Here is a 19,881-nt window from a genome sequence, read left to right on the forward strand (position 1 = left end):
GAGCAAGCTCGCTCCCACAGGGGGCGCCGGTGGTTCGTGATCAAGTGTTGTGGTTGACCCAAGGCATCTGTGATGAAATGCGACCCCTCTCTCCATCGCGCAGCGCCGCCATCACTCGCCGTGAAACCCCGTCTGATTCGCCATCTGTTCCTGCCGCCGCTGATCATCACCCTGATGATCGGACTGGGTTACGCCGGCTTCTGGATCAGTGAACACTACGGCATTCGCAGCCTCAGCGAGAACGGCCAGCGGCAGCTCGAACTGCACGCCCGCGCCGTCGAGAGCGAGATCAGCAAATACACCTACCTGCCCAGCCTGCTGGAACTCGAATCCAGTGTGTCGAAACTGCTGGCCGACCCATCGCCGGAACACCGGCAAACGGTCAATGATTACCTTGAAGGCCTGAACCGGCGCAGCCGCAGTCGGGCTATCTATGTGATGGACACCACCGGTCGCGTCATGGCCACCAGCAACTGGCGCGATGTCGACAGTTACCTCGGTGAAGACCTGTCCTTCCGCGCCTATTTCCAGGACGCCATTCGCGGCCAGCCAGGTCGTTTCTACGGCATCGGCAGCACCAACGGCGAACCCGGTTACTACCTGGCCCACGGTCTGGAAGAGCACGGCAAGATCATCGGCGTTGCGGTGGTCAAAGTGCGCCTCGAAGCCATGGAAGAGCGCTGGCAGCGGGCGCGCCTCGAAGCGTTTGTCAGCGATGAAAACGGCATCATCATCCTCTCCAGCGATCCGGCGCGGCGCCTGAAGTCAGTCGTGCCGTTGAGCGACGAGACCAAGGAAAAACTCGCCCGCAGCCTCCAGTACTACTGGTTCCCGCTGAACGAACTGCAACCGCTGGCCCGTGAAACCCTGGCCGAAGGCGTGGAAAAACTGACCTTCCCGGCCAACAGCGAAGTGGAGTCCGACGAAGAGGACATCAGCTACCTGGCCCAGACCCGGCCCCTGAGCGACACGCCGTGGAATTTCACCCTGCTCACGCCGCTGCAGGATTTGCGCCGCGAGGCGATCAACCAAGGAATTCTGGTGGCGGTGGCCTTTGCTCTGGTGGCGTTCCTGCTGATTGCCTGGAACGAGCGGCGCAAGGTCATCGCCACCCGCCTCGCCGCCCGGGAAGCCTTGCAGGAAGCCAACAATCAACTGGAGCGTCGGATTACCGAACGCACCACCGACCTGCGCGCCAGCAACGAGCGGCTCAAAGGTCAGATCCGCGAGCGCCGACAGGCTGAAGAGACGCTGCGCCGCGCCCAGGATGAACTGGTGCAAGCCGGCAAACTCGCGGCCATCGGCCAGATGTCGACCAGCATTGCCCATGAATTGAACCAGCCATTGGCAGCGCTGCGCACCTTGTCCGGCAACACCGTGCGCTTTCTGGAGCGCGGTCAGCTGGATGTCGCCAGCACCAACCTCAAGACCATCAACGAATTGATCGACCGCATGGGCCGCATTACCGCCAGCCTGCGCTCCTTCGCCCGTCGTGGTGACGACAAAGGCCAAGCCTGCCTCGGTAAAGCCGTGGACGCGGCCTTGCAACTGCTCGGCGGTCGGGTGGAAAGTGTTCATCTGCAACTGCATCGGGAGTTTTCCGATGTGCAGGTGCAGATTGACCAGACCCGCCTCGAACAGATTCTGGTCAACCTGATCGGCAATGCCCTCGACGCCATGCAAGCCCAGCCGGTGCCGGAACTGTGGCTGGAAGGCGACGAATTCGACGGCAAATATCGCCTGCGCGTGCGAGACAACGGCCACGGCATTGACGCCGAAGCGCGCAAGCACCTGTTCGAACCGTTCTTCACCACCAAACCCGGCGAACAAGGGCTGGGCCTCGGCCTGACCCTGTCCGCCAGCCTGGCCGCCGCCACGGGCGGACATTTGGGTGTCGAACACCCGGCCAGCGGTGGTACCACCTTCGTCCTCAGTTTACCGTTGGTAAGCCCCATTCTCGCCGAGCCAATATGAACAACGACCTTAGTGTGCTGATCGTCGAAGACGACCCTCATGTACTGCTCGGCTGCCAACAGGCGCTGACCCTGGAAGACATTCCCTGCGTCGGAGTCGGCAGCGCCGAAGAAGCGCTGGAACGTGTCGGCGACAACTTCGCCGGTATTGTCATCAGCGACATTCGCCTGCCCGGCATCGATGGCCTGGAACTGCTGAACCGGCTCAAGGCCCGCGACCGCAGCCTGCCGGTGGTGCTGATTACCGGTCACGGCGACATCTCCATGGCGGTCGGCGCGATGCAAAAAGGCGCCTATGACTTCATGGAGAAACCCTTCTCCCCGGAACGTCTGGTGGACGTTGCACGCCGTGCATTGGAACAACGCAGCCTCGCCCGCGAAGTGTCTTCGTTGCGCCGGCAATTGGCCGAGCGCGACTCGCTGGAAGGCCGGATCATCGGCCGTTCGCCGGCCATGCAGAACTTGCGCGAGTTGATCGCCAACGTCGCCGACACCTCGGCCAACGTGTTGATCGAAGGCGAGACCGGCACCGGTAAAGAACTGGTCGCGCGTTGCCTGCATGACTTCAGTCGCCGCCACACCAAACAATTCGTCGCGCTGAACTGCGGCGGCTTGCCGGAGAACCTGTTCGAAAGCGAAATTTTCGGTCACGAGGCCAACGCCTTCACCGGCGCCGGCAAGCGGCGAATCGGCAAGATCGAACACGCCGACGGCGGCACGCTGTTCCTCGACGAAGTCGAAAGCATGCCCCTGCCGTTGCAAATCAAATTGCTGCGGGTGTTGCAGGAACGCACCCTCGAACGCCTCGGCTCGAACCAGAGCGTGGCGGTGGATTGCCGGGTGATCGCGGCCACCAAATCCGACCTCGCCGAAACCAGCAAGGCCGGCGAATTCCGCAGCGACCTGTATTACCGCTTGAACGTGGTGACCCTGGAACTGCCACCGTTGCGCGAACGGCGCGAAGACATCCTGCAATTGTTCGAGCACTTCCTGCAGCAGTCCTCCCTGCGCTTTGATCGCGCAGTGCCAGAACTGGACAACCAGACCCTGTCGAACCTGATGAGCCACGACTGGCCGGGCAATGTGCGGGAACTGCGCAACGTCGCCGAGCGCTTCGCCCTCGGCCTGCCGGCCTTCAAGAAAACCGGGGCCAGTGGCAGCAATCAGGGCCTGGCGTTCGCCGAAGCGGTGGAAGCCTTCGAACGCACCTTGCTCGGCGACGCCTTGCAACGCAGCGGCGGCAACCTGACCCAGGCCAGCCTGGAACTGGGCATGGCCAAGACCACGCTGTTCGACAAAGTCAAAAAGTACGGGCTGAGCCACTGATGGATTTGATGCTCAAAGCGGCACTGGGTGCGGCGGTTGTATTGATTCTGGCGGCGCTGGCCAAGACCAAAAACTATTACATCGCCGGGCTGGTGCCGTTGTTTCCGACCTTTGCCCTGATTGCGCATTTCATCGTTGGCAAAGGGCGCTCGATGGAAGATTTGAAGACCACCATCGTGTTTGGGATGTGGTCGATCATTCCGTACTTCGTTTACCTGGCGACGTTGTACGTGATGGTGGACCGGATGCGGTTGGAGGCTTCGTTGGCCGTGGCGGCAGTGGGTTGGTTGATCGCGGCCACCGTCCTCGTCACTGTCTGGGTCCGCCTCCACTCCTGACACCTCGCAATTCCCAGTGGGATCTCCATCAGGCTCACTGGCCCGTCCCTTGCATTTACCACCCAAAGCCCTCCCGGCCGGTCTTCATGTTCGATGACGCCGGTGTCCGGGAGGATCCGCCAAGGGTGAATCCTGACCGTGCCTATCCTAGATCCCGACCTGACCGTCACTGTCATTCTGCTGGTCGCCTTTTCCATCGTGCTGGACGTCATCGGCCAGCTCTGTTTCAAGCTCGGCCTGGACCGTTTGCCGGAACTCGAAGGCGGGTTCCGGCTGAACGCCTTCTGGGGCCAGGTGTTCAACGCACCGCTGCTGTGGTGCGGAATCGGCGCTTATACGCTGGAGTTTTTCGTCTGGCTTGAAGCCTTGTCCCGCGCCCCGCTGAGCCTGTTGTTCCCGGCCGGAGCGCTGGCCTATTGCGGCGTGGTGCTGGCGGGCAACGTGGTGCTGGGCGAAACCGTCAGCCGCCGACGCTGGCTGGCAACCTTGGTGATTACGGTGGGCGTGATGCTCGTGTGTGCCGGCCATGCCTGATTCCAGACCGATGGATTGGCTGCACGGGCGGCTCGGTACCGTGGTGCTGTGGGCGCTGCTGATTGTTCTGGAAAGTGCCGGGCAGATTGCGACCAAGGTCGGCGGCGATCAATTGGGGCAGATGACGTTCACCCTGCAATGGCTCCAGGCCGTGGTGGTCGACCCCGGCGTACTGAGTGCCGTGGGCTGCGGTATCGGGGCATTTTTTGTGTGGATGCTGATTTTGCGGCGCAGCAGTTTGTCGCTGGCGTTTCCACTCAGTTCATTGGTGTTTGTCGGGGTTCTGCTCGGCTCGTGGCTGGGGTTGGGGGAGCAGATCAGCGGGCTGCACTGGCTGGGGGTGGCGGTGATTATTGGCGGGATTGCGTTGCTGGCTGAAGGTGAAGAAACCTGAGACCTCACTTCTCCCACAGGGATTGCGCGTCCCGGTCACTGGAACTTGTAAGCAATAGCCGCCTGCACTGCCCCCTGATTGCTATCCCCAACCTGTTTGACGATGCTGCTATCCGCCGCCGAACCCGTCAGGTGTATCCAGCTCGCACTGGTCAGCAACGACCAGTGCGGCGCCAGCGGAAACTCAAAGCTCTGGGTCAGCGCCACATTCTGCCAACCGCCCCCAGCGTTATACGACCGAACCCCGGAAGCCAACGACTCATCCCCACTCACACCAAAAAACGCCTGATTCTGCCGGGCATTGGCGAAGTGCGCCGTCACATTGGAGCTGCCAATCACCCCGCCCCCCACGGGATAACCCACCTCCCCGCCGACCCGGCCCAACACCCCGCCACGGGCGCCGACCGCTTGCCCGACCGAGGCAAACACCCGCCAGAAATCAGCCGGCGCGTACTGCACAAATCCGCCCACTTCGCCCATGTCCGGCACGTCGTGCAAGCCTTGCAGCTCACCGTTGGCAGTCCGTCCCGGCAGGTAATTTACGAACGGTCCGGCGCTGAAACCGTTGGCCTTCAACGCATTCCAGGTCAGGCCGTCATCCGTGTTGAGGCTGACATCCCCCCAATCCAGATCTAGGTACGGCACCGGCCGCACTTCGTAGCGACTGCCGCTCGGATCGTGTGGCTGATAGCTGAGACCCGCCCCGGCCTCGCCGGTAATGCCAGCCGCTGAAACACTGGCCGACAGGCACGTCAGCGCGGTGAATAGAACAACAGTGATCCTCGACATGAGGCCATTCCTTGTACGGGACAGGCGCGCATCAATCCCCTTTTCACCTCCCCCGCGCAAGCACTCATGTTGTTTGTAGCGACCTACAAAAATTGTAGCTTCGCAGCACCCAACTCCTGCAAAAACCCCAGCACTGCTGGGCCAAACCCGGTTGGCACAGTCTCTGCTCTATCCCTTTGGCAAGCGCAGACAGCGCGCAACGCCCAATAGGTACTGCAGATGATTGACTGGCATATCGTGTGTGATTTCGACGGGACCATCACCCGCACCGACGTGATCGACAGCATCCTCCAACGTTTTGCCGACCCGAGTTGGGAAGCGATCGAAAACGAGTGGCTGGCCGGCAATATCGGTTCCCGTGAATGCCTCAGCCGCCAGCTCGCGCTGGTCAAGGCCACACCCAATGAACTGCTCGGGTTCTTCGACTCCATCGAGATCGACCCGGACTTCCCCGACTTCGTCGACCACACCATCGGCCTCGGCGCTTCGTTTGAAGTGGTCAGCGACGGCATCGAACAAGGCATCGCCCGGATTCTGGCGCGCAACTATGTGAGCCTGTTGCCGATCCTCGCCAACCGCTTGCGTCAGCTCGACCACGACAGCTGGCGCATCGATTTCCCCCACGCCAGCGACGCCTGCCGCGCCGCTTCCGGCAACTGCAAATGCAAATCCACCCCCAGCACTAAACGCGTGCTGGTGATCGGCGATGGCCAGTCCGACATGTGCGTCGCCGCCACCGCCGATTTCGTGTTCGCCAAGGATCGCCTGGCCGAGCACTGCGAGCGCAACGGCATTTCTCACGCGCGCTTCGACAGCTTCGCCGAACTCCCCGCGTTGCTGGCCCTGCTTCCCAACGCCAGCGCTGCCAATGCCGAAACTTTCAACACAGAAAATCAGGAACTCTTCCACCATGTCTGATAGCCGAATCGCCACCCCTGAAGACCAGATCCTCCTGGATAAAGAAGCCAAATACTGCTCGTACGGCGACACCGTTCACTACATCGACCCGCCGCGTATTTTCAGCCGTTGCAAAGGCTCCTACGTCTGGGACACCGAAGACCAGGCCTACCTCGACCTGCAAATGTGGTACTCGGCCGTCAACTTCGGCTACGCCAACCCACGCCTGAACACTGCACTGAAACAACAGATCGACACCCTGCCGCAGATCGCCAGCCAGTACCTGCACAAAGGCAAGATCGAGCTCTCGGAAATGATCGCGGTCGATGCCAAGAAGAAGTTCGGCCTCGACGGTCGCGTGCACTTCAACGTCGGCGGTTCGCAGTCCATCGAGGACTCGCTGAAAGTCGTGCGCAACGCCACCAACGGCAAAAGCCTGATGTTCGCCTTCGAGGGCGGTTACCACGGCCGTACGCTGGGCGCCTCGTCGATTACCTCCAGTTACCGCTATCGCCGCCGCTATGGCCACTTTGGCGAGCGCGCCAATTTCATCCCGTTCCCGTACCACTTCCGAGGCCCGAAAGGCATGACCAAGGAAGAGTACGGCAGCCAGTGCGTGCAGCAATTCGCCCGCCTGTTCGAGACCGAATACAACGGCGTCTGGGACCCGAAAGTCGGCCAGAGTGAATACGCAGCCTTCTACGTCGAGCCGATCCAGGGCACCGGCGGCTACGTGATTCCGCCGATGAACTTCTACAGCGAACTCAAGCATGTGCTGGATCAGCACGGCATCCTGATGGTGGTCGACGAAATCCAGATGGGTTTCTACCGCACCGGCAAGCTGTGGTCGATCGAGCACTTCGACGTCAAACCGGACGTCATCGTCTTTGGCAAAGCCTTGACCAACGGCCTCAATCCGCTGGGCGGCATCTGGGCCAAGGAAGAGCTGATCAACCCGAAAATCTTCCCGCCAGGTTCGACCCACTCGACCTTCGCCTCCAACCCGTTGGGCACGGCGGTGGGCCTGGAAATGTTCAAGATGACCAGCGAGTTCGACTACGGCGCCATGGTGATGAACAAGGGCAAGTACTTCCTCGAAGGCCTGAAAGACTTGCAGAAGCGCTACCCGATCATCGGCGACATCGACGGCCTGGGCCTGGCCCTGCGCTGCGAAATCTGCGGCCCGGACGGTTTCACACCGGACAAGGCGACCCTGGATTTCATGGTCGAAGAAGGCATGAAGGGCGACATCGAAATCGACGGCAAACGCCTCGGTTTGATTCTCGATGTGGGCGGTTACTACAAAAACGTGATCACCCTCGCGCCTTCGCTGGAAATCAGCTACCCGGAAATCGACCTCGGCATCGCCCTGCTCGACCGCTTGCTTGATCGGGCCATGAAACGATGAATGCCGCAGAGATCGACATGGGCGAAGGCAGCGCCGGTTTCGTTCTCGGCTCAGGGGAGGTCGCGGTGTTGTTGATCCACGGCCTCACCGGCACCCCGACGGAGTTGCGTCGGGTGGCCATGGGCCTGGCCAAGGCCGGGTGCACGGTGTATGTGCCGACCCTGGCCGGCCATTGCGGGAACAACGCCGACCTGCAAGCCACCGGTTGGCGCGACTGGTATGAGAGCGCGCGCAACACCTTCGTTGGCGTGCGACGCAAGCACCCGCATGTGTTCGTCGGCGGTCTGTCCATGGGCGCGGTGTTGTCGATGTACCTGGCCGCCGAACATCCGGGGCAGATCGAAGGGTTGTTGCTGTACTCGACGACCCTGCGCTACGACGGCTGGAACATGCCCTGGGTGGCGAAATTGAGCAGCCTGGTGATGTCGATTCCCTACGGCGTGCACCTGTGCCGCTTCAACGAAAAATCACCGTTCGGCATCAAGGACGAACGCTTGCGCGCCATCGTTGAACGACAGATGAAGGCCGGTGAAAGCAGCAATGCCGGACTGCTGACCATGTCCGGGGTCAGTGTTCGCGAACTGCATCGGCTGGTGGCGGCGGTGAAAAAACGCATGCCGCAGATCACCACTCAGGCGTTGGTGCTGCACTCGAAGGAAGACGACATCACCAGCGCATGGAATGCCGATTACGTGGAGCGAAAACTCGGTGGTCCGGTGGTAAAGGTGCTGCTCGACGATTGCTATCACATGATCACCGTCGACCTGCAATACCGCCGCGTGGTGGAGCTGAGCGCCGATTTCATCCAGCACCGTTTCATGCAACAAGGCTACGCCCCGCAACCCGTGCGCAAGGAATATCGCCAATTGGCCTGAACACGACCTGTAGTTGACTCATGTAGCCGCTGGCGAAGCCTGCGGCTACAGGGATCGGTGGCGCCTTTTCCGGGGCGAAGTCGGCTACTGTATTGAAACGGTTTATCCAATCGGACCTGCTGCGATAAGCGAAACCCAATGCCTAAAGAATCACCCGTCATCGCCCGACCGTTCACCCTCTCCGGCTGGAGCCTGCAGCGCAAACTGGTGCTCGCCTTCTGGTTGGTCAGCGTGATCCCGACCATGATCGCCGCCGAACTGGCCGCCACCACGCTGTCGCAGATTTTCGACAGCAACGTGCGCATCTGGCTGCAGGAATCGACCAAGATTGTCGAAGACGAAATCAGCGAAATTCTCCACGAAAACGCCCGAGCGGCGCAGTTGTTCCTGCGATATACCCGCCCGCCCACGGATCGACTATCGACCCGACACGATCAACTGACCGCCGACATCGCTGACTCGATGGGCATCGACGTGGTGGCCCTGGTGCGTAACAGCGATCACCAAGTGCTGTTCAGCACCGTCTCCGACGACATCACCCGCCAGATCAGCACCGCCCCCAAAGCGGTGTTGCAGACCCTGCAAGTCGGCGGCGTGGCAACCGGCACGGTGGTCTCGACCTTCGAGACCGAACAGCAAGGCATCGACTACAAACTGGTGGTCGCCACTTACCTGGACAGCAGTTTCCTCACCAGTGTGGCCGATGTGCATTCCCTTGATTTGCGTTTGTACCTGGCCAAGGCCAATGACTTTTCGGAAGTCTTCTCGACACAGCGCTTCGAAGATCACCCGGCGACTGTGCCGGAGAACATCGAACAGATCCTGCGCACCACCAAGCAACCCATCGAACAATTCACCAACCGCTACAGCGGTATCTATCAGCCGATATTCAACGAAAACGGCCAGTTGCAAGGCGTGATTTTCAGTGGCCTACTGCGCCACTCCAGCCTGGTCGGGCTGGTGAACCAGAGCAACCTGTTCATCCTGATTTTTCTGCTCAGTTCGGCGGCGTCCCTGGCGGTCGGCTGGCTGGTGTCGCAGCGCCTGACCAAGCCGTTGCGCGGCCTGGCTAAAGGCGTGCAAGCGGTGATTGCCGGTGATTACCGCCAACGCCTGGTGGTCACCGGCGGCGACGAACTGGCGGAACTGAGCAGCACCTTCAACCACATGAGCGAACGCCTCGGCGAGTTGCAACACCTGGAATCACAGCTGCGCCGTCGCGACCGTCTGCATGCACTGGGCGAAGTGGCGATGGGCCTGGCCCATGAAATCCGCAACCCGCTGGGCATCATCAAAACCGCCACGCAATTGCTGCACCGGCGCGCCGATTTGCCCGAGACCGACAAGCGTCACCTGGAATACGTGGTCAGCGAAGTCAGCCGCATCAACGACCTGATCACTGACTTTCTCGACTTCGCCAAGCCCAGCGCACCGATGCGCTCGACACAACTGGCGCGTCCGCTGGTGGATGAGCTGATCGGCTTCTGCGCCCCGGAACTGGCCAGCCACCACATCGAGGTGCGCATCGACGACCAGGCGCCGACCGCGACCCTATATGCCGATGCGCGGCAACTCAAGCAGGCCGGGCTGAACCTGATCGTCAATGCCATCGACGCCATGCCCGAGGGCGGTCGACTGACGGTCGGGATCAGCAGCGAACAGCACTACACCGTCATTCGCATCAGCGACACCGGCCAGGGCATCGCCCCGGACATGCTCGAACGGATCTTCACGCCGTTCGTCACCACCAAGGCGTCCGGTACCGGGCTGGGTCTGGCCAAGGTCTTCTCGATCATGGAAAGTCATGACGGACGCATCGAATGCGTCAGTGAAAAAGAGGCCGGGGCGACCTTCACCTTGTACATCCCGGCCAACGACGAACACTTCGACAGGGGCAGTGATGACACATAACGTACTGGTGGTCGACGACGAACCCAAACTGTGCGACCTGCTGGCATCGGCCTTGAGTCAGAGCGGCATTCAGGTGTTCACCGCCAGCAATGGCCTGCACGCACTCAAGGTGCTGGAGTGCGATGACATCGACCTGGTGATCAGCGACTGGCGCATGCCCGGCATGGACGGCCCGCAATTGCTCGCGGAAATCAAAACCCGCTACCCGCACTTGCCGGTGATCGTCATGACCGCCTACAGCACGGTGAAAAACGCCGTGCAGTCAATGCGCAACGGTGCCTTCGACTACATCGCCAAGCCGTTCGACATCGACGAACTGGACATCACCGTCAACAAAGCCCTGCAATTTCGCGACATCCTCAAAGACAACCAGCGCATGCGCGCCGAGCTCGACGAACACCAGCAGATCGACAGCCTGATCGGCGACAGCCCGAACTTCCGCCGGGTGCTGCACGCCATCGACTCGGTGCGTGAAAGCAACGCGACCATCCTGCTGACCGGCGAGAGCGGCACCGGCAAGGAAATGGTCGCCCGCGCCATCCACAAACACGGCAATCGCGCGGACAAGCCCTTCGTCGCGGTGAACTGCGCGGCGATTCCGGAAGGCCTGCTGGAAAGTGAAATGTTCGGCCACCGCAAAGGCGCGTTTACCGGCGCCGTGGCGGATCGGGTCGGGCGTTTCATGCAGGCGGACAAAGGCACGCTGTTTCTCGATGAAATCGGTGAAATGCCGCTGGCCTTGCAGGCGAAAATCCTGCGGGCGTTGCAGGAGCGAGTGATCGAACCGGTGGGCGATCCGCGCGAGCGCAAAGTGGATGTACGGGTGATCGCGGCGACCAACAAAAACTTGCTGGAGGCGGTGGCGAACAAGGAGTTTCGCGAAGACCTTTACTACCGCCTCAATGTGTTCCCGATTCCGTTACCGGCGCTGCGCGAGCGGGTCGAAGACATCGCGCCACTGGCCCGGCATTTCGCCCATACGCTGGGGGTCACGGCGGGCAAACGCATCACCGGTTTCAGCGCCGAGGCGTTGCAGGCAATGGCCAATTATTCGTGGCCGGGGAATATTCGAGAACTGCAAAACTGCGTGGAACGCGCGACCATCGTCGCGTCGGCGGCGGTGATTGAAGAGGAGGATCTGCCGGCGTATTTGTTTGCTTCACGATCGGCTGACCGTGGTGTTCTGGTCGCAGAAGGCAGCGTGCCGGCGGACCTGGAAGCGGCACTGGCGCAAGTGGAGAAATCCTACATTCTGGCGGCGTTGGCGCAGAGCAATGGCGTGCAGGCGGCGGCGGCGCAGTTGATCGGCATCTCCGAGCGCAGCTTTTGGTATCGGCTGAAAAAGCTCGGTATCCACGTCGACAAAATCGTCCGCTGAATCTTGTGGGAGCGGCCTCGCTCCCACAAGGTCGCATCAATGCCCGTAAACCTTCTGCAACTGCGCTTGGGTCAACGCGTCCTCAAACGGCACCGGCACCGATTTCACTGCCCCGTAAAGGTTGCGATAACGCCAGTAACTGCCATTGTTGGCCAATTGATAGCCCCGCTCGACCACACGCTGGCCATCGAGGCTATAACGCAAGGTTTCCTGGGCTGCCGCTGGCGGTGTCGGTTGCATCAGGTCGGTGGACAGAACGCGCATCGATTCATCGATACACTCGTCGAGCACCGCCGTGACCTTCGCCAAATCGAGGCTGCCGTCATCGATGCATTCCTTGCCACAGCGCCGAATCGGCTGGCTGACGACTTCGATGCGCATGCGATACAGCGCCGAACCGGCAATGTCCTGGACTTGCACCTGATTGATCAACACAAAGCTGCCACGATCCGGGGTCAGCATCAGCTTGGGTTCAATCACCAGCCGCGCGGTGACCTGCCCCTCTCCCTGCTTGAACCCGGCCACTTGCGATGCCTGTTGATAACGCTGTTGCAGACGCTCCTGCAACGGAACGCCTGCCAGCAAGTCGGCCATCGGTCGCGCCTCGTTGAGCGCGGCTTTTTCCGCGTCGCGCTGCAAGCTGCCGCTGCCCATCTGGGTGTTGATCAGGCTGGCCAACAACAAGCCTGCCACCCCGGCACTGTTGCCTGAACTGGCCACCAGATTCTGACTCGATGAAGCTGCTTGCAGGGCGGCCTTAGAGTCAATCACGGTGCTGGCACCGACAAAGGTTCGCGGCAGCTGCACGTCGACCTTAAGCCCGTGGGCCTGCACGTAAGGCAAGGCACTTTGATCCTTGAAACCGGCCTCAGGGGCCGGTTTTTGCGCACACCCGGCCAGCATCAGCAGGGCCAGGGCACCGGCCACCGTGGGCAGACGCATCATTGCGCGAACGGGGTGATCATTTGCTGACGGCTATTGTCCATTGCCTGATAGAACGCGTTGGACAGGTTGGCATAGGTCGGCTCGTCCCACTCGCCCTGGGCGGCCTGGGTAGCGACAAAGGGTTTGAACCACAGCAGTTTGTTGTCGGCCAGATCGATCACCATGCCCTGCCCGCCCACCTGCGCCATCGGCACGCTGGTCGGCACGACGCTGTAGTAGCTGCGGGTAGCGCCGGTGGCGTAGACATTCACCAGCAGCAGGCGATCGACGCCGTAGGCGTTCTTGACCGGCGTCATGTCCCGGGTCATGTAGCCTTCGCGGAAACTGGTTTCCTTATAGGCCTTCAAGTCGACCGGCTCGTTGATCCGTTTGGCTTTGTAACCCTTGGCCTGCAGCTTGGCGACAATCACATCCGGCAAGGTTTTAAGATCGCTCACTTGCCATTTTTCGACGTTGTCACTGAGTTTGCTGTTTACGCCCTTGTTGATGGCGTAATCGATAATCCCCTGATTGCCGGTCAACGCCAGCACCGGTTCCGGCACCACTGTAATCGCCACGCCGATAGTCGGTTCCTTGGCATCCCAGAATTGCTGGTCCAGCGGTACAGGAGGTTGCACGTGAGCACAGCCAGTGAGGGTCAGGCAGGCGAGCACTGTCAGCGCAGCCCAGGTGCGTAGAGCGTGAAAAGTCATGGATCAAGTCCCTATGATTATTAGCGGTGCTGTCTGTGTCGGCAGCACCACTGACAACTGTAGTGGCACATTGATATTTTTTGCCCAGCCGTCGTCAGTTGACCGTTCCGCCCTTCGCCTCACTCATGATCTGCCGGATCGCCCCGACAAATGTCTCCACCGGCTGCCCGCCAGTGACGGCGTACTGCCCGTTGAACACCACCGTCGGCACTGAACTCACGCCACGGGTCAGCCACAACTTCTCTTCCGCCACCACCTCTTTGGCGTATTCACCCGACGCCAGAATCGCCTCGGCCCGTTGCCGATTGAGGCCGACGCTTTCAGCAATCTGCGCCAACTGCCCGTGATCGGACGGGTTGCCGCCGTCGGTGAAATACGCCTTGAACAGCGCCTCTTTCAGGTTGAACTGCAAGCCTTCCAGCCCTGCCCAATACAGCAAGCGATGAGCATCAAAGGTGTTGTAGATGCGGCTATTGCCGTCGGTGCGAAACGCAAACCCGACCTCGGCGCCACGGGCGCGGATCATTTCGCGGTTCTTCTGCGATTGCTCGGGCGTCGAGCCGTATTTTTCGCTGATGTGTTCGGTGATGTTCTGCCCTTCGGGGCCCATCTTCGGATTCAGCTCGAACGGCTGGAAGCGGATCTCGGCCTGGACCTCATCGCGCAGAATCTCCAGCGCCCGGGTCAGGCCGTACAGGCCGACAACGCACCAGGGGCAGGACACATCGCTGACGAAATCGATTTTCAAAGGGGTACTCATCACACACCTCGCTGGCTGAATTGTGCGGGAAAGCTGGAACGATACACCTGACTGAGCCGAGGTGGCAGCCGTTGTACTGATCCCACAGGTTTTGCCGTGTTTTGGGGCGTGTGTTTAGTTCTGTTTAGGGTTACTTCCTGAAAGCTACAGCGCCTTGCGCCGTCGCCTACAACCACGTCAGAATCCGCCGGCTTGTGCGCCTGGAGGGCCGTCGGTAACTTGGTCCTGTCACTGATTTCCAGTGATCGGGTTTAGTAGCCCGGGTAGGTTTTATTGGATGCACAAGTGTCATTCAGTCAGGTATCCGCCTGCACTTGATGGTGGCTGTGCGCTTGGCGCCCTCGGGCGCGCCGGTTTGATTCCTCCCGGTCTACTAACCTGCGCACAGCCGCCACCCATTCCGTTTAGTAGCGAGAAGGTAGCGGCTCTACTAGAGGAATTTACATATGTTCAAAGTAACGTCGAACCCACCGGAAACCGACGACGTTTCCCCCTACGAAACCCCTGAGTCCAAAAAACTCAACAAAGCCGCCGACCGCGCCCTCGATTACTACCTCAAACCGGTCATCCCCAAAGACACCCCGCGCAAACCCAGCACGATCTACTTCGTCGCCCCCGACACCGACCACGAAACCCTGCTGGTCAATGCCAGTGAATCCCTGGCGTCAGCGAGCGTGCTGTTGAGCAACTACGCCGCAACGGTTGACGGCACCCAGCGCAACACCGTGCTTGGCATTCAGAACTCCGTCATGTTGGGCGAACTGGCGGTGAACCTGATGCTGGATAACGTCGTCCCCACGTAATACAAAACAGGCTCGCTCCTACAGTTTGGATGGGGGTTACAGGAGATTGGGGGATGGAACCGGGTCGATCTGCGCCCAATGCGAAGTGTCTTCGCGGTGGGTCTGCAAGTACGGCAACACCGCCGCCAGCAGCGGTGCCTTGAACGCTTCCTGGAAGCGATGCGCCAACCCCGGAATCAGCACCAGTTGACTGCCCCGAATGTGCGCCGCCAGATGCACGCCATGCATCACCGGCAACAACGGATCAGCCGTGCCGTGCACCACCAGCGTCGGCACGCGCAAGTGGTTGAGCAAATCCACACGACTGCGCTCGGCGAGGATCGCCATGATCTGACGCTTCACGCCTTCGGGGTTGAACGCCCGGTCGTAGGACAGCGCCGCTTGATGCAGCAATGCTTCGCGGTCATCCGTCTCGGAAGGACTGCCCAGCGCCGCGAGCAAGTCCGCCTGCTGTTCCAGCGCCACTTCCCGATTCGGCGCGCCGCGGCGCGACAATAACTGCACCAGCGCCGCACTCGGCGCCGGCAAGCCTTCGGCCCCGGAACTGGTCATGATCAGCGTCAGGCTTTCCACACGCTGCGGCGCCATCGCCGCCATGTGCTGGGCAATCATCCCGCCCATGCTCGCGCCCAAAACGTGGAATTGTTCAACGTGCAGCGCGTCCATCAAACCCAATGCATCGTCGGCCATGTCGGTCAGGGTGTACGGCGCCGACACCGGCAAGCCGAGTTTGTAGCGCAAGGCTTCGAAAGTCAGGTTGGCCTCGGCCGGGGTCTGGCGCCAGGTGGACAGGCCGACATCACGATTGTCGTAACGAATCACCCGAAACCCCTGCTGACACAGCGCGACCACCACCTCGTCCGGCCAATGAATCAACTGCCCGCCCAGGCCCATCACCAGCAACAACGCAGGGTCCGACGCACGGCCGATGCTCTGGTACGCCAGGCTCACCTGCGCCAGATCAACGTGTTCGGTGGGTACGTTGACATCACAACGAGACGCCGCGAAAGACGGCAGGCCGAACAGCAGCGCGGCCAAAAAGACAATTCTTGAAAAAAATCCAGTACCCATGAAAACACCAAAACGCAGAACCCCAGTAGAGCGCGAGTCTGATGAAGTTTGTTCAAGCGCGCTGCCACAGTTACGTGACAGTTTGATGAAGAGTGCTGAACGGTCGCGAGATGCGTCGACCGCTACCGCTGGTCAGAAAACAGTCTGAACCTGTTATTTCTGACAGTAGCCAGTCGGCGACTTTAAGCGTGCAATCTGCCTCTGACGCGACACCACCGAACCGGTTCGCGCGCGTGTGTGGATTGGAGAACGTCATGACGGCACTGTTCATTTACTCGCCACAACAACTGGTGGCGCTGCAAAAGGAAAGCCCGCAGCAACAGGTCGATGTGTTCGCCGAGGTCAGGTCCAATGGCCTGTTCACGGAGGATGGCGTACTCAGAATATTCCCGATCATGATTGCTGGCTGGCATGCGGTCGACTACCCCCGGGCCTTGCGTGGGGTCAACGCCGATGAAACCGCCGGCCCCGGACTGGGGTGGTGGGTGCTTTTCCCCTCCTACACGTTAATGGACGCGTTTGACACGCTGCGCCTGTATTTAGGCAAGCGATTGCTGCCCGGTGAGGAGCCGGATCCGGCAGACACCGGCCAACTGATCAAGACTGTCATTGTCCCTGTCGATCACGGTCACCAGAACATCGCCAGCGTCATCGCAAGGATCACTGTCGAAAAACCGGGTATCCATCACATGTGGTACACCGTCGAGCGTACCAGCGGGAATGGCCCGGAACGCTCGGACCCCATCACCGTATGGTTCAAGCCGACCTTCCCGGACAGCCTCGATCCAACCGGTCAATCCAGTGAGCGCGTGCCTCTTGAAGCCCCACGCTTCCCGCAGGTGATTGATAAAGAGATGGCCGGCGCCGGTGTTGACTTCATCATCCCTGCCTGGCCAGTCATGACTTCGGGCGACCGGATCAAACTGATGATCGATACCCAGATCGTCGAATTCGTCATCACTGCCGAACACGTCGGTCAGGACATCGTGGTGTTCGTCTCCTCGACGATCCTCAAGTCGATCGGCCCGGCCGACCCGCTGCTGGTGAGTTACACCCTTCATGACCAGGTACACAACAGCAGTTTGACGTCCAACATCGGCGTGGGTGCGCTGCAACCGGACACGACGTACCTTGAAGCGCCTTCAGTGCCGCTCGCCGTTGACGATGTTCTCGCCATTGATGATCTCGACGGCGCAGCCATGGACGTTGACGTACTGGTAAGGCGTGCAGACGTCGTCGCGGGCGACAAAGTCGAATTGACGCTTTATGACGCCTCGACCGGGATCAGCGAAGTCTTTGGCCCGCAGGATTACAAGGCCGGGGTCGTGACATTCAGGGTCCCTATCGAACTCGTGAAGAAACTGGCCCCGACCACCATCAAGCTGAGCTACCAGCGAATCCGAATGGTTGCGGGTTCACCGGTACGGACATCGTCATACCCCTACTCTCCACAGCTTATTGGCGAAAAGTACCGCGCGCCGGCCCCTACGGCTCCGCAAGCCCATGGGGCGGTCTTCCCTCCAGGACTGGTAGACACTGTTGTCTATGCCGGCCCCGGAATCGAGGGCCTGGAAGTCGGTGACAAGGTGACACTGAACTGCCTGAGCACCAGCGCTGGCGGCACCACTCGGCTGCAAACCTTCGAGCGATTTGTCACCCGTTCAATGGACATTCCCGGTGTAGGTATCGTGGTGCCGTTCGATTGGGAAACCGCCCACTTCGATACTTACCCGAACGGTTCGGTGGAGCTGTCGTATACGGTGACCGGCATCACGCATGCGGCACCATTGGAGTCTTATGTCCGGCGCCTGCGCATCGGTCAGGTGACGGATATCCTGGAAGTCATCGATATCGGCAAGGATGAAAACGGCGTACTTGACCCCAAAGATATTCCCTTCGGCACACCTGCCATTTGCCCGGCCAAGGCCCACACGCGCATTGGCGATACGGTGCACCTGGAGGTCTGGAAGCAGGGCAATCCGCTCGATCCGCAAGATGCCCTCGTTTTTGAGGATTCGTTACCCATTACCGCCAGCAATGTCAGCAAAGACATTGAGTTTCGGCTGGCGCAGGAGCTGATCAATCCACTGCTCAATCGAATTATCGGTGTGGACTGGTACATCGCCCGTCACCGCGAACTCCCGCTGACAGCCCCCGAACGGGTGCTGCGAATCGGGGCCAAAGCCTTGGTACTGCCGGCGCCTGAACTGTTGCAGGCATCGCCTGGCAATATCATCAACCCGCAAAACACCCAGCAAAACGCCACGGTCAAAGTCACCTATACCGGAATGAACCCCACACACCGTGTCAGCCTTTTCGTCAAAGGACGTGAGGGGTTTGGCAGCCCTGCACTGGCGACACTTCAAGGCAGCGCCAGTGGTTCATTGCTGTTCACCCTGCCGCTGACCGCCGTCCCCGCCAACATGGGCACATTCATGTCCTTTTGGTATGTCGTGACGCAGGAAGGCATACATGACCAAAGCTCCGCGCCCACGAAGTATGAGGTCACCGCTATTTCCAACGAGGATATCAACTACCCGCGCATGACCATCAAGGAGGCGCCGGATCACAAGACGCTGAACCTCAACCATTTCACGGGGGATGCACACTGGACACTGACTCCATGGATCTTCATGGCCATAGGGACACGGATGCGCGTGGCGTTGAGTGGCCAACAATCCGACGGTAGCGAATACGTCCTCCTGTTGTTCGACGGGGTGATTAACGCCAACCATGTGAACACCGGATTAAGCGGTGTCATCAGCCGGGAGCCACTGAAACTGTTCAAGGACGGTACTCAAGTATTCGGCCTGTCGATTGCCAACTTCAGCGACAAGGGAGGCGTTGATACGTTCTTCCCCCTGCGGGAACTGACGATCAAATCGGAAATGCTGGCAGCGCCGATGATTACCCAGTTGATCGACAATCAAGGCCCACTTACCGGGCAGGTCAGAGAGGGTGGGACATGCGATGACCCCACTCCTGAATTGGTCGGTACCGCAACACCCGGAAGCGCGGTGAGCCTGTTCAACGGTGCGGCCCCCTTGGGGTCAGCTGTCGCAGACGATAATGGCATCTGGAGGACGCAAGTTTCTGTCGGAACGGGCAGCCATGGCTTGATCGCAAAAACGGTGGATGGACAGCAGGCGTCGACGCCCTGGCATGTCACGGTGCAGGCAGACCTGAATTCCGTGACCGATTTTTTAAACGGCAATTTCAATGGTTGGGCATTGGGCGCTGGAGCGCAAACCGGCCGATTGCTGGGCACAGCCCCCAACTATCTCTTTCACATCTGGACACCTGGAAAAATAAATAACTCAGGCGTGTTGTTCACCCGCAACTTTGCGTTGGTGAGTGGCGCGCAATACCAGTTTTCCTGCCAGCTATACAACACCGCCGTGAACGGTTACGACGTCGACCCGAAAATAAGTCTGCATGTCGACAACATGCTCAATACCCCCGTCGTCAATATTTTCAAACATACCGGCTGGATTACGGTGGCAGGCAGTTTTACTGCCTCCGCGGCTACCGCCAACTTCCACATCACCAATCACGAGCCTGGAGACATCGGCAATGATTTTTACATTCACGCACTGACCGTCAGGCAGCTTTCGAATTAACCGATTGATCGACACGGCCTAGCCACCAAAGCCACTGCTACCCCGCTGAACAGGGAGGGTTCAGCGGCTTTGGTCGTACTCGCTTGGCAATGCGATAACTATGTAGTGCCATGGACCCGGACAGATTTTCTTTAATGGCGCTCTTCAAGAGCGGATACGCCGCTCCCT

Annotated in this window: 17 protein-coding genes; 12 read left to right on the plus strand and 5 right to left on the minus strand. The window is 60.0% G+C overall.

The genetic code is table 11. The features are described from left to right. The first annotated feature begins 72 nt into the window (after window positions 1-72). The 5 genes from SB725_RS18795 (at window position 73) to SB725_RS18815 (ending at window position 4,565) form a co-directional block, all read left to right on the plus strand. Window positions 73-1,974 (plus strand): sensor histidine kinase, encoded by a 1,902-nt coding sequence (locus SB725_RS18795; RefSeq protein WP_027922824.1) that lies wholly within the window; start codon window positions 73-75, stop codon window positions 1,972-1,974. Next, window positions 1,971-3,299, plus strand: coding sequence for a sigma-54-dependent transcriptional regulator (locus SB725_RS18800; protein ID WP_027922823.1), 1,329 nt, complete (start codon window positions 1,971-1,973; stop codon window positions 3,297-3,299). Before SB725_RS18795 ends, SB725_RS18800 begins: the two co-directional genes overlap by 4 nt. Before the next feature lie 8 nt (window positions 3,300-3,307). After that, entirely contained in the window at window positions 3,308-3,637 is a 330-nt protein-coding gene (locus tag SB725_RS18805) for a GlpM family protein (RefSeq protein WP_410922504.1), read from the plus strand. 159 nt (window positions 3,638-3,796) lie between these two features. Beyond that, window positions 3,797-4,171, plus strand: coding sequence for a transporter (locus SB725_RS18810; RefSeq protein WP_194940635.1), 375 nt, complete (start codon window positions 3,797-3,799; stop codon window positions 4,169-4,171). Continuing rightward, the gene (locus SB725_RS18815; protein WP_059183058.1) at window positions 4,164-4,565 is read left to right on the plus strand and encodes a transporter; all 402 of its coding nucleotides are present in this window, start codon (window positions 4,164-4,166) and stop codon (window positions 4,563-4,565) included. Before SB725_RS18810 ends, SB725_RS18815 begins: the two co-directional genes overlap by 8 nt. A 35-nt stretch (window positions 4,566-4,600) precedes the next feature. Here the strand turns inward: SB725_RS18815 and SB725_RS18820 are convergent, their stop codons facing one another. Then, the gene (locus SB725_RS18820; RefSeq protein WP_027922819.1) at window positions 4,601-5,353 is read right to left on the minus strand and encodes a MipA/OmpV family protein; all 753 of its coding nucleotides are present in this window, start codon (window positions 5,351-5,353) and stop codon (window positions 4,601-4,603) included. A 219-nt stretch (window positions 5,354-5,572) separates the two neighbouring features. On the opposite strand from SB725_RS18820, the gene SB725_RS18825 reads away from it, so the two are divergent. The 5 genes from SB725_RS18825 (at window position 5,573) to SB725_RS18845 (ending at window position 11,822) form a co-directional block, all read left to right on the plus strand. After that, window positions 5,573-6,271 (plus strand): MtnX-like HAD-IB family phosphatase, encoded by a 699-nt coding sequence (locus tag SB725_RS18825; RefSeq protein WP_059182228.1) that lies wholly within the window; start codon window positions 5,573-5,575, stop codon window positions 6,269-6,271. Next, entirely contained in the window at window positions 6,264-7,658 is a 1,395-nt protein-coding gene (locus SB725_RS18830; RefSeq protein ID WP_027922817.1) for an aspartate aminotransferase family protein, read from the plus strand. The genes SB725_RS18825 and SB725_RS18830 overlap by 8 nt, the downstream gene beginning before the upstream one ends. Further along, window positions 7,655-8,533 (plus strand): alpha/beta hydrolase, encoded by an 879-nt coding sequence (locus tag SB725_RS18835; protein ID WP_027922816.1) that lies wholly within the window; start codon window positions 7,655-7,657, stop codon window positions 8,531-8,533. The genes SB725_RS18830 and SB725_RS18835 overlap by 4 nt, the downstream gene beginning before the upstream one ends. A 138-nt stretch (window positions 8,534-8,671) precedes the next feature. Next, a complete protein-coding gene (locus SB725_RS18840; protein WP_410922465.1) occupies window positions 8,672-10,444 on the plus strand; it encodes an ATP-binding protein in 1,773 nt (590 codons plus the stop codon). Next, window positions 10,434-11,822: a sigma-54-dependent transcriptional regulator gene (locus tag SB725_RS18845; protein ID WP_027922814.1), complete on the plus strand. Its 1,389-nt coding sequence runs from the start codon at window positions 10,434-10,436 to the stop codon at window positions 11,820-11,822. Before SB725_RS18840 ends, SB725_RS18845 begins: the two co-directional genes overlap by 11 nt. Window positions 11,823-11,858: 36 nt before the next feature. On the opposite strand, the gene SB725_RS18850 is transcribed toward SB725_RS18845, so the two are convergent. From SB725_RS18850 to SB725_RS18860, 3 genes are all read right to left on the minus strand, one after another. Then, window positions 11,859-12,767, minus strand: coding sequence for a hypothetical protein (locus SB725_RS18850; protein WP_027922813.1), 909 nt, complete (start codon window positions 12,765-12,767; stop codon window positions 11,859-11,861). Then, a complete protein-coding gene (locus SB725_RS18855) occupies window positions 12,764-13,459 on the minus strand; it encodes a hypothetical protein (protein ID WP_027922812.1) in 696 nt (231 codons plus the stop codon). Before SB725_RS18855 ends, SB725_RS18850 begins: the two co-directional genes overlap by 4 nt. A 94-nt stretch (window positions 13,460-13,553) precedes the next feature. Further along, on the minus strand, window positions 13,554-14,219 hold the full coding sequence (locus tag SB725_RS18860; RefSeq protein ID WP_027922811.1) for a DsbA family oxidoreductase: 666 nt from the start codon (window positions 14,217-14,219) through the stop codon (window positions 13,554-13,556). Between the two features lie 446 nt (window positions 14,220-14,665). Here SB725_RS18860 and SB725_RS18865 point away from each other — a divergent pair, with 446 nt between their 5' ends. After that, window positions 14,666-15,022 (plus strand): DUF6124 family protein, encoded by a 357-nt coding sequence (locus SB725_RS18865; protein ID WP_027922810.1) that lies wholly within the window; start codon window positions 14,666-14,668, stop codon window positions 15,020-15,022. 36 nt (window positions 15,023-15,058) lie between these two features. On the opposite strand, the gene SB725_RS18870 is transcribed toward SB725_RS18865, so the two are convergent. Continuing rightward, complete coding sequence (locus SB725_RS18870) at window positions 15,059-16,093, minus strand: alpha/beta fold hydrolase (protein ID WP_410922466.1); 1,035 nt, start codon at window positions 16,091-16,093, stop codon at window positions 15,059-15,061. A gap of 254 nt (window positions 16,094-16,347) precedes the next feature. On the opposite strand from SB725_RS18870, the gene SB725_RS18875 reads away from it, so the two are divergent. Beyond that, on the plus strand, window positions 16,348-19,713 hold the full coding sequence (locus tag SB725_RS18875) for a hypothetical protein (RefSeq protein WP_410922467.1): 3,366 nt from the start codon (window positions 16,348-16,350) through the stop codon (window positions 19,711-19,713). Window positions 19,714-19,881: the final 168 nt, after the last annotated feature.

The organism is Pseudomonas sp. SIMBA_041 (genome assembly GCF_046535095.1).
Taxonomy (GTDB): Bacteria; Pseudomonadota; Gammaproteobacteria; order Pseudomonadales; family Pseudomonadaceae; genus Aquipseudomonas; species Aquipseudomonas mucoides.

Bases quoted from the DNA above. Each gene is read 5' to 3' on its own strand.
- SB725_RS18795 (WP_027922824.1), top strand. From the start codon at position 73: ATGAAATGCGACCCCTCTCTCCATCGCGCAGCGCCGCCATCACTCGCC.
- SB725_RS18800 (WP_027922823.1), top strand. From the start codon at position 1,971: ATGAACAACGACCTTAGTGTGCTGATCGTCGAAGACGACCCTCATGTA.
- SB725_RS18805 (WP_410922504.1), top strand. From the start codon at position 3,308: ATGCTCAAAGCGGCACTGGGTGCGGCGGTTGTATTGATTCTGGCGGCG.
- SB725_RS18815 (WP_059183058.1), top strand. From the start codon at position 4,164: ATGCCTGATTCCAGACCGATGGATTGGCTGCACGGGCGGCTCGGTACC.
- SB725_RS18820 (WP_027922819.1), bottom strand. From the start codon at position 5,353: ATGTCGAGGATCACTGTTGTTCTATTCACCGCGCTGACGTGCCTGTCG.
- SB725_RS18825 (WP_059182228.1), top strand. From the start codon at position 5,573: ATGATTGACTGGCATATCGTGTGTGATTTCGACGGGACCATCACCCGC.
- SB725_RS18830 (WP_027922817.1), top strand. From the start codon at position 6,264: ATGTCTGATAGCCGAATCGCCACCCCTGAAGACCAGATCCTCCTGGAT.
- SB725_RS18835 (WP_027922816.1), top strand. From the start codon at position 7,655: ATGAATGCCGCAGAGATCGACATGGGCGAAGGCAGCGCCGGTTTCGTT.
- SB725_RS18840 (WP_410922465.1), top strand. From the start codon at position 8,672: ATGCCTAAAGAATCACCCGTCATCGCCCGACCGTTCACCCTCTCCGGC.
- SB725_RS18845 (WP_027922814.1), top strand. From the start codon at position 10,434: ATGACACATAACGTACTGGTGGTCGACGACGAACCCAAACTGTGCGAC.
- SB725_RS18850 (WP_027922813.1), bottom strand. From the start codon at position 12,767: ATGATGCGTCTGCCCACGGTGGCCGGTGCCCTGGCCCTGCTGATGCTG.
- SB725_RS18855 (WP_027922812.1), bottom strand. From the start codon at position 13,459: ATGACTTTTCACGCTCTACGCACCTGGGCTGCGCTGACAGTGCTCGCC.
- SB725_RS18860 (WP_027922811.1), bottom strand. From the start codon at position 14,219: ATGAGTACCCCTTTGAAAATCGATTTCGTCAGCGATGTGTCCTGCCCC.
- SB725_RS18865 (WP_027922810.1), top strand. From the start codon at position 14,666: ATGTTCAAAGTAACGTCGAACCCACCGGAAACCGACGACGTTTCCCCC.
- SB725_RS18870 (WP_410922466.1), bottom strand. From the start codon at position 16,093: ATGGGTACTGGATTTTTTTCAAGAATTGTCTTTTTGGCCGCGCTGCTG.
- SB725_RS18875 (WP_410922467.1), top strand. From the start codon at position 16,348: ATGACGGCACTGTTCATTTACTCGCCACAACAACTGGTGGCGCTGCAA.